This window comes from Tenacibaculum finnmarkense, from assembly GCF_900239185.1.
GTDB classification, from domain to species: domain Bacteria; phylum Bacteroidota; class Bacteroidia; order Flavobacteriales; family Flavobacteriaceae; genus Polaribacter; species Polaribacter finnmarkensis.
The window spans coordinates 38,981-47,455 of the sequence record NZ_OENA01000093.1 but is presented as its reverse complement, the minus strand read 5'-3'; the positions used below and the strand labels follow the sequence as shown (position 1 = coordinate 47,455).

General features: G+C 30.0%; 5 protein-coding genes. All 5 read right to left on the bottom strand.

Features of this window, described 5'->3' with window-relative positions:
- Nucleotides 1-324: 324 nt before the first annotated feature.
- The 5 genes from AQ1689_RS10965 to AQ1689_RS10945 all read right to left on the bottom strand — a co-directional run bounded on the left by AQ1689_RS10965 (nucleotide 325) and on the right by AQ1689_RS10945 (nucleotide 8,451).
- Entirely contained in the window at nucleotides 325-2,526 is a 2,202-nt protein-coding gene (locus AQ1689_RS10965; RefSeq protein WP_101956108.1) for a SulP family inorganic anion transporter, read from the bottom strand.
- A gap of 1 nt (nucleotide 2,527) precedes the next feature.
- Nucleotides 2,528-3,355, bottom strand: coding sequence for a universal stress protein (locus tag AQ1689_RS10960; protein ID WP_232122598.1), 828 nt, complete (start codon nucleotides 3,353-3,355; stop codon nucleotides 2,528-2,530).
- A gap of 441 nt (nucleotides 3,356-3,796) precedes the next feature.
- On the bottom strand, nucleotides 3,797-5,506 hold the full coding sequence (dnaX, locus tag AQ1689_RS10955) for a DNA polymerase III subunit gamma/tau (RefSeq protein ID WP_101956107.1): 1,710 nt from the start codon (nucleotides 5,504-5,506) through the stop codon (nucleotides 3,797-3,799).
- A gap of 100 nt (nucleotides 5,507-5,606) precedes the next feature.
- Nucleotides 5,607-7,958, bottom strand: a complete 2,352-nt coding sequence (locus AQ1689_RS10950) for a TonB-dependent receptor (protein ID WP_101956109.1) — start codon at nucleotides 7,956-7,958, stop codon at nucleotides 5,607-5,609.
- Nucleotides 7,959-8,130: 172 nt separating this feature from the next.
- Entirely contained in the window at nucleotides 8,131-8,451 is a 321-nt protein-coding gene (locus AQ1689_RS10945) for a hypothetical protein (RefSeq protein ID WP_101915280.1), read from the bottom strand.
- Between the last annotated feature and the right edge of the window lie 24 nt (nucleotides 8,452-8,475).

The following is an 8,475-nucleotide window of genomic DNA, read 5'->3' as shown; positions in this document are numbered from 1 at the left end:
TTTAATGACTAAAAGGAATTAAAATAGTATCGAGAATTTGAATTGTTTTCTTTTGATACTAAAAAAGTTCTCGATACAATTTTTTGAAGGAAAAAATCACTCGAACTGATAGGGTAGAGATTGGTGGAATTATAGTTGATGTATCGATTTATGAAAATTAACACAAATGCCTAGCCCCGATTGAAGCTTTGTTTGAGCTCTTTTTTGTTATTTTTTAACAAAAAAAGCGAGTGCGGAAAGCGGGAAATTGCTTCAAAAAAAATCGATAATAAGTAACTTTTAAGCTCCTTATTATCGATATAAAATAAAATCTTTTTTAAGATACTATTTACAAATAGTGTTTTTTAAACGAACTCCGAAATCGGCAAGTGTTTTTATTTCTTTAATACCTGCTAATCGTTCTCTACCAATAACCAATAGACCTTTATTGTTTGCTTCAATATGATAGTATTTATTGCTTTCAAAAAATAAAACAAGTTCGTCTGTAAAAAAGCTTTTTATTTGAGAAGCATTTTTTCCAGAAAGATAAAATCGTTTAGAAAAATCAGGGTGATTGTCTATGTTAATGTCTTTAAAACCTGCAAAATGATAAATGTATTCAAAAATCCCTTCTTTGTCTAAAGTGAATTCAGGAGTGTTTTTTTCAATGTCAATATACATCATAGTGACCTTAATAATTTGTTTAGCGATTAATTCTCCTTCTGAAAATTCAACGTCAAATAATGTACAGTTTTCATTAGATAAAACATTGGATATATTACTTATTTGGCGGGTTTTAAAGTAACCAAAATGTGGGATTTTAGTTAGAGCTTCTTTTGCTGAAATATTATACGACCATTTTAATTCGTTAGAAATTTTTTGTAATGATTTTTGTCGTTTTGTTAAATTAGATGATGTAGTATTTTCATCAATTTCAACAGGGTTATTTTTACGTAAAGCAAATGGATGGGCGCTTTCTGTTTTATAACCATCTAAACCAATAACTTCAAAATAACCACCTTTTCGCTTAAAGGTTTCTGCGTAATTATTTAAATTTTCCATAACAGAATGATCTATAAAATCACATAAAGAAAAATCAATAATTGCTTCTTCAGTTTCAGGTATTTGATCTAATTTTGATTTCAATTTTGTGAAATTTAAAAAACTTGCGAAATTTTTTACTGAAACATAATATTTTTCATCTTCTTTAAACATTAAAACATTTGGTTTTAATAGGTTTGTAATGAAAAACATAATGTTTTTATTAATGAAAACATGAATGATAAAAGTAATAAAAATACCCGCTAAAATACCCGTAATTAAATTGGTAGCTATAGTGGTTAATAGGGTTGCCAAAAAGATAATTAATTGCTCTTTCCCTATTCTAAATACTTTAACAATATTTTCGGGTGATGCTAATTTATAACCTGTATATACTAATATTGCTGCTAAAGCTGGTAATGGTATTTTTCGTAATTCGGTAGCGAAAAGCAAAATAAATGCGACTAAAAATAATGCGTGAAAAAAGTTTGCTGAACGATTACTTCCTTTGTTATTTACATTAACAGAGCTTCGTGCTATTACCGTTACAACATTTAAACCACCTAAAAGACCACTGATTACTGTGGCTAAACCTAAGGCTCTAATGTCTTTATTAACGTTAGAACGGCGCTTTAAAGTATCTAATTTATCTACCGCTTTTATACTTAATAAACTCTCTATACTAGCAATTAATGTTATGGCAATTACTGCATTTATAAATTCAAATTCATAAATTTTATCAAAATTAGGAAAGGCAAAGCTCGATAAAACATCGTTTGGTAATTCTATTAATAAGCTTTTATCAATAGGGTATGGGCTTGCTGAAAATAAATCATAATAGTAATACATACCAATACTTAAAACAACAATCCACATAGGAGCAGGGATTAATTGAAAGTATTTATTACGTATTTTACTGTAAAAAATCATGATTAACAAACTAATAATACCAACTAAACCTGCATAAAAAATACTGGTGTTATCGGTTTTTATAAAATCAATGATTCCGCTAGGCATTTGTAAAAGCAAATCGATAATACTTCCTTTTGCATTTAAATTACCCAGCATTACATGTATTTGTTTGGCAAAAATACCGATACCTATGGCTGCTAGCATTCCTTGAATAGCGGAGGATGGAAAATAATCTCCTAAAGCGCCCATTCGAAGAAAACCAAGAATAATCATGATAATTCCTGAAATAACAATTGCGGCAAGGGTGTATAAATATCCTTGATGCATATCGCCAGCTCCTAAGGTGGTTATTGCTGCGATTACAACAACAACTAATCCGTTTCCAGGACCTGTAATTGTTACATTAGAACCTCCTAAAACAGCAACAACGGTACCACCTACAATTGCAGCAATAACTCCTGAAATTGGTGGTGCTCCTGATGCTAAGGCTAATCCGAAACCTAAAGGAAGTGCTATTAATGATACTACGAAACCTGCAAAAATATTTTGAGGTATTTCACTTAAAAATGTTTTAAAACGTTTTGATTTTCCCATTCTACTTAACTATTAAAACATCGGTTGGTAATTCGGATAAGATATATTCAATATCATGCGGAAATATTCGGTCTAAAAGCCCTGTTTTTTTAGGGGCACTTATAACCAATAAATCGGCTCTTTTTACTTTTGCGTAATGACCAATAGAATATCCTCTACGGCCAAAAATACTTTGTGTTTTTATGATAATATCAGCTGTTTTAATGTGTTCTAGCATTTTATTTACACGTGCGTCTTCACGTTTTTGCATGCGTTCTTTGGTTAATGTTGCTTTACGTAATGATACGTCATCGCTTACATTTACGTTTAATTCGGCAGCGCTTATTTCTTCAACAATAGTAACTCGTTTACAGTCTAAATTTGTAGCGAAATTAAAGCCTGTTTTAATGGTTTCTTCTGTTTTTTCGTCTTGTAAGCCGCTAATAACAATGTGTTTACAGGGTATTCTTTCTGTAGATGGTTTTATTAGTAATAATACAGAGCAAGGAGCTTTACGGGTAAGTTTTCGGGCAATTGAGCCTACATAATAGGTGTATATTTTTTCTTTTTGTAAAGCACCTAGTATTAATAGATCTACTTTTTCTTGTGTTGTTGTTTGTAAAATTACATCAACGGGTTTTCCTTCTTGCCAAATAACTTTTAAAGTTTTTTTTAGTGTAGGAGCCTCACTTAATAAGTGTTGTAGTTGTTTTTCTTTTTCATCAGATTTTTGTCCGACGTGAACTCCAATTAATTGTGCATTAAACATATTTGACAAGCGAATGCTTTCAAATAAATTAGCTTTTAAATTGGGTGAAAAAGCAATACCAATAAGAATGTTTTTTATCAAAGTCTAAATTTTAAAAAGCCCTAATATATAATTTTCTGACTGTTTAAAAAAAAAATAGATGCTATGAATTTATATTGGTTGTTTTATCTGAGAAAATAAGGAGTTTTGATTCTTATAATTTATAAGAATCTGTTTAAATTTCATCTAAAAAGTTTTGTAACAGAAAAATAAGAAATTGAATTCGTCAAGGGGATTCTAGTTTATTTTTGCATCCTGATTTGCCGTATTTTTTTGGGTTTTTTAATAATTTTTGTCAGTTCGAGTGATTTTAATGACTAAAAGCAATTGAAAAATTGAAATAGTCGAGAATTTTAACTATTTTATCTTGACCAATTTTACTACTTAAGGATTTCTCAGAACTGACAGTTTTTTTATTTTAAACAGGATTTAAGAAGATGCTTCTCTTCTTAAAAAGAACGATATGGAGTAATAAAAAATAAATTAAAGTGATAAACCAAAAACGCTTTTTAATTTTTCTATTAATGGATTTTTCTCTTTAAGTTTAGTGAATTTTTCTTGTGGTGTATAGGCGAATTTTTTTTCGACTACTTCATTAACTACAATAGTTATTTGAATAGCATAATTATTTAATTTTTCACGTAAAAATCGAGTAAATTTAGCCTTAATACGTTCTAATTGTACTTGCATTAATTCATTTGGGATAGCAAAAGTAACTGTATATTCTTTTGCTAAAACAGGTTGGCTAGAGGCTAAAACTGAAGCAATACTAAGATCGCCAAGTTGTTGTGTTTTTAAAGTGTATACTTTCCAAGCATCTTTAAGTTCTTTGTCTGTAAAAAGAGTTTTAGGATGGTTTTCAAAATTTTCAGAATCATCCTCGGTATTTTTAACCACTGGTTTTTGATGAATACTTTTTAAAGATAAGCCTGAAGTACGGCGTTTTATATTTTTTAATAATGGTTTTGATGATGATTGGCTAGTAGCGCTAATTAGCGGCTTTATTGGAGCCGCTGTAGCTATTTTTACTGTTGATTTTACAATAGGTGGTGCTATGCTATTTTTTACTGGAGATAAAGAAGTAAAAAAAGTAGCTGGAATTATGTAGTTGCTAGATTTTTTTTTTGCTCCATCAAAATTGATAGAGGCTATTTGCATTAAGGTTAATTCTACCAGCAATCGTTGGTTTTTACTGCCTCGATATTTTAAATCGCAATCGTTTGCTTTGTCAATTCCTAGGAGTAGAAACTGCATGCTTGCTTTTTTTGATTGTTCAAAATATTTTTTCTTAGTAGTATCGCCAACTTCTAATAAAGAAATGGTAGCGGCATCTTTTGAAACTAATAAATCTCTAAAATGAGATGCTAATCCGTTTATAAAATGATGACCTTCAAAACCTTTGTTTAAAACAGCATTAAAAGCCAGTAAAACTTGTGGGATTTTTTGTTCAATTAGTAAATCAGTAATTGTAAAATATACGTCATAATCTAACACGTTTAAGTTTTGAGTAACTGCCTCTCGAGTTAAGTTTTTCCCTGAAAAACTAATTACTCTATCAAAAATAGACAAAGCGTCACGCATGGCACCATCTGCTTTTTGAGCGATAATATGCAGCGCATCATCATCTGCTGTAATATTTTCTTTGATGCAAATGGTTTTTAAATATTCTTTTGCATCTAAAACACCAATACGTTTAAAATCAAAAATTTGACAACGAGATAATATCGTAGGTATAATTTTATGTTTTTCGGTAGTTGCTAAAATAAAAATAGCATGGGCTGGTGGCTCTTCTAAGGTTTTTAAAAAGGCATTAAAAGCCGCTTGAGAAAGCATGTGAACTTCATCAATGATATATACTTTGTATTTTCCTGTTTGTGGAGGAATACGAACTTGATCGGTTAAATTTCGGATGTCATCAACAGAATTATTTGATGCTGCATCTAATTCAAAAATATTAAAAGCAAAATCTTCATCAGTTTTAACCGTTGTATTATCTTCTTGATTGATGCGTTTTGCTAAAATACGCGCACAAGACGTTTTTCCAACACCTCTAGGACCTGTAAATAATAAAGCCTGGGCTAAATGATCATTTTTTATAGCATTTTCAAGCGTGTTTGTAATTGCTTGTTGCCCAACTACATCTTCAAAAATTTGAGGACGATATTTACGTGCTGATACTATAAAATGCTCCATTTAATTGCTCCTTTTTATACTTACAAAAATAGAAAAACTCCGCTATAATAGCGGAGTTTTTTACATTTATTTAAAAATCATTTTAATTTTTAAATAAAAATTAAATCGTAAAATCAATTCCAAAAACAATATTTCTACCAGCATTTAAAATAGCGTCTGATTTTAAACGAGATAAATGATTTATATATTTTTTATCAAAAATATTTTTAACACTAATTGATGTTGTAAATTTATATTTATTAATAAAAACATCACCGCCAATACCAAAATTAACCAAACTATAGCCAGGTGTTTTTGTTTCAAAAGAGCTTATGTTTTTTTGTTCAAAAGAAGAATGAATACTTAACGAAGTATAGCCGTTTTGTAACCATTTCGTGTTTAAAACTTCGGTTCTAAGTGTGTTTTTTAAGGTATTTGCCGGTATTAATGGTAAATAACTGTTTTCGTTTTTTATATTATTTTGTTTACCGATAACTGTTTCAAAACTACTTTCTAAATGCAACCAATCTAAAGGGTGTGGGTGTAAATGAACTCCAAATTCACCACCGTATAATTTAGCGTCTTCTTGTAAATAGGTATAAACAGGTGCTTCATCTTCAATTTTACCCGTTGGCGATAGATAAATATAATCATTTATTTTATTATAAAATCCGTTGGCAAAAACTTCAAAATGTTTCGATTTATAATCAAAAGAAATATCTAATTGCAGGTTTTTTTCGTTAGATAAATCATTATTTCCTTGTTCAAATCGATTGGTTCCGTGATGAACACCATTTGATGTTAATTCGGCTAAATTGGGAGCTCTAAATCCGTTAGCGATATTTATACGAGTATTTATATCTTTAAAAAGTAAGGTTTTAAAACCTAAAGAAGCTGTAAAACTATTAAATTGTTTGTCTATTGGATTAAAAACATGCACTTCATCTTCATGCTTAATTTCATGTTTTTCGGTTTTTATAGCCCTATTATCGAAACGAATTCCTCCTTGTAATTTAGTGGTTTCGTTTACATTAAAATTAGCGGTTGTAAAAATACCAAAATCATTAATAGTTGCATCAGGAATTAATAATTCTTCACCAAAATTAGTGTTTGTTTGATGCAAACCTTGTGTTCCTAAAAGAATTTCAAAATTTTTCAGTTTAGGAAAATGATATTTCAAATTATAGCTAAATGTTTTTAGCTCCATATTTAAGGCCGGCTCATTATTTGCGTGTTCGTCATGCTCCTCATGTTCGTCGTGTTCGTCGTGGTCATCATGATGGTCGTCGTGGTCATGATCTTCGTGATTCGCATGGGCATCATCATGGTCATCGTGGTCATCATGATGTTCATGTTCGTCTTCAAATTCTTTTCTACTATTGATTGTATATCCTAAATCGATATCTAATTTTGAAGCGTTAAAAAAAATGTGATTATGCAAGCTTATAATATGGTTATTAATATCTTGATACGGGTTTTCAAGGGCTGTTTTTTTGGTTTGTGTTCCAATTCCTTCTGTTAAACCTAGTTTTGAGTTATTAAAATTATAACGCAATGCTGATGAGAAGTTTTTTTGATGAAAACCAACACCTAATTTCAAATCTTTTTCTTTAAAACGAGTATTAGTAACACGATATGAAGGTGTTTTGTAATCGGAATGAATTCCATAGGTTCCACGAGCTAAAAATTGCCATTTTTCAAGAGATGATTTAACACCTAACGACATATTACTTCCCATTGTATTGGTAAAATAACGCTGATTAACATTGGTTTTAGTGGTGTTTTGCGAAGCAAATTTTTCTGGTTGAATATATAAAACTCCTCCTAAAGCATCGGAACCATAAAGAAGCGATGCAGGTCCTTTTATTACTTCAATCCCCTGAATACCAGCTTGGTTAATACCTAAACCATGTTCGCCACCAAATTGTTGATTTTCTAATCGAATTCCTTGGGTGTACACTAAAACACGGTTACCGCTTAAACCTCTAATTACAGGTTTTCCGATAGATGCGCCTGTTGATATTTGAGAAACTCCTGCAATATTTGTAATTCCTTCTGCAAGTGTCGTAGCACCTGTTCTGTGCAATGCTTTTGCCGATAATCGCTCGACTTTCATTACATTTTCAGATTGTAATTTATTAAAAGAGGTAGAAATAATTATTTCATCAATTTTAAAAATAGCTTCTTCTAGTAAAGGATTAAAAATTTGGTTTTCGTTATTAAAAATAAATGTTTTTGAAACATTTTTAAAACCTAAATAATTAAATGTAATGGTTATTTTTCCGTTAGGAATATGATTAAAAGTATAGTTTCCTTGCGCATCTGAAGTAACACCTTTGTGCAGTTGTTCGGCATAAATTTCAACGCCTAATAAAGCGTTTTTATTGATGTCTGTAATTTTTCCTGATACTTTATTTTGTGCGTACGAGTTTGACATCCCTATTAAAAATAGGAAAAATATTATTTTTTTCATTAAATGTTTTTTATGAATATTTTTACTGATAAAATCTTTATAAATCATCATTTAAAATGATTACAAAGTATTGTAATATGTAATTATGAAGCATCATTTTACTTCTTCGTTTTATTAAATAAAAAAAGTAATATCAAGTTCAAAAAAACACGATTATATAAAAAAGACTATTTTAAACCGTAAAATAGGGTGGGCCTCGGGTGAGTTTTTTATCCGTATAAACAACCGAAATTACTTGTGGTTGCTCGTTGTGTTTATTTTTGTAAAAATGTTGTGGAATTACAGCGTAATTTGAAGCTGCGGTATATGAAAATACTTGAAAATGAAAATCGTCTAACGAACAATCTAATTCTTGTTCATGAAAATGATGCTCATCGATACTGCTACAAATAGTATGTTTGTGGTTTTCAAAAGTATGCACGAGTTGTATTACTGACGGAAGTAGTAATAGCAACAAATTTAAAAAAGCGATATGTTTTTTGAAACGATACATTGAATTTGCAAATGTATAAAAAAA

Bases quoted from the DNA above. Each gene is read 5' to 3' on its own strand.
- AQ1689_RS10965 (WP_101956108.1), bottom strand. From the start codon at position 2,526: ATGGGAAAATCAAAACGTTTTAAAACATTTTTAAGTGAAATACCTCAA.
- AQ1689_RS10950 (WP_101956109.1), bottom strand. From the start codon at position 7,958: ATGAAAAAAATAATATTTTTCCTATTTTTAATAGGGATGTCAAACTCG.
- dnaX (WP_101956107.1), bottom strand. From the start codon at position 5,506: ATGGAGCATTTTATAGTATCAGCACGTAAATATCGTCCTCAAATTTTT.
- AQ1689_RS10945 (WP_101915280.1), bottom strand. From the start codon at position 8,451: ATGTATCGTTTCAAAAAACATATCGCTTTTTTAAATTTGTTGCTATTA.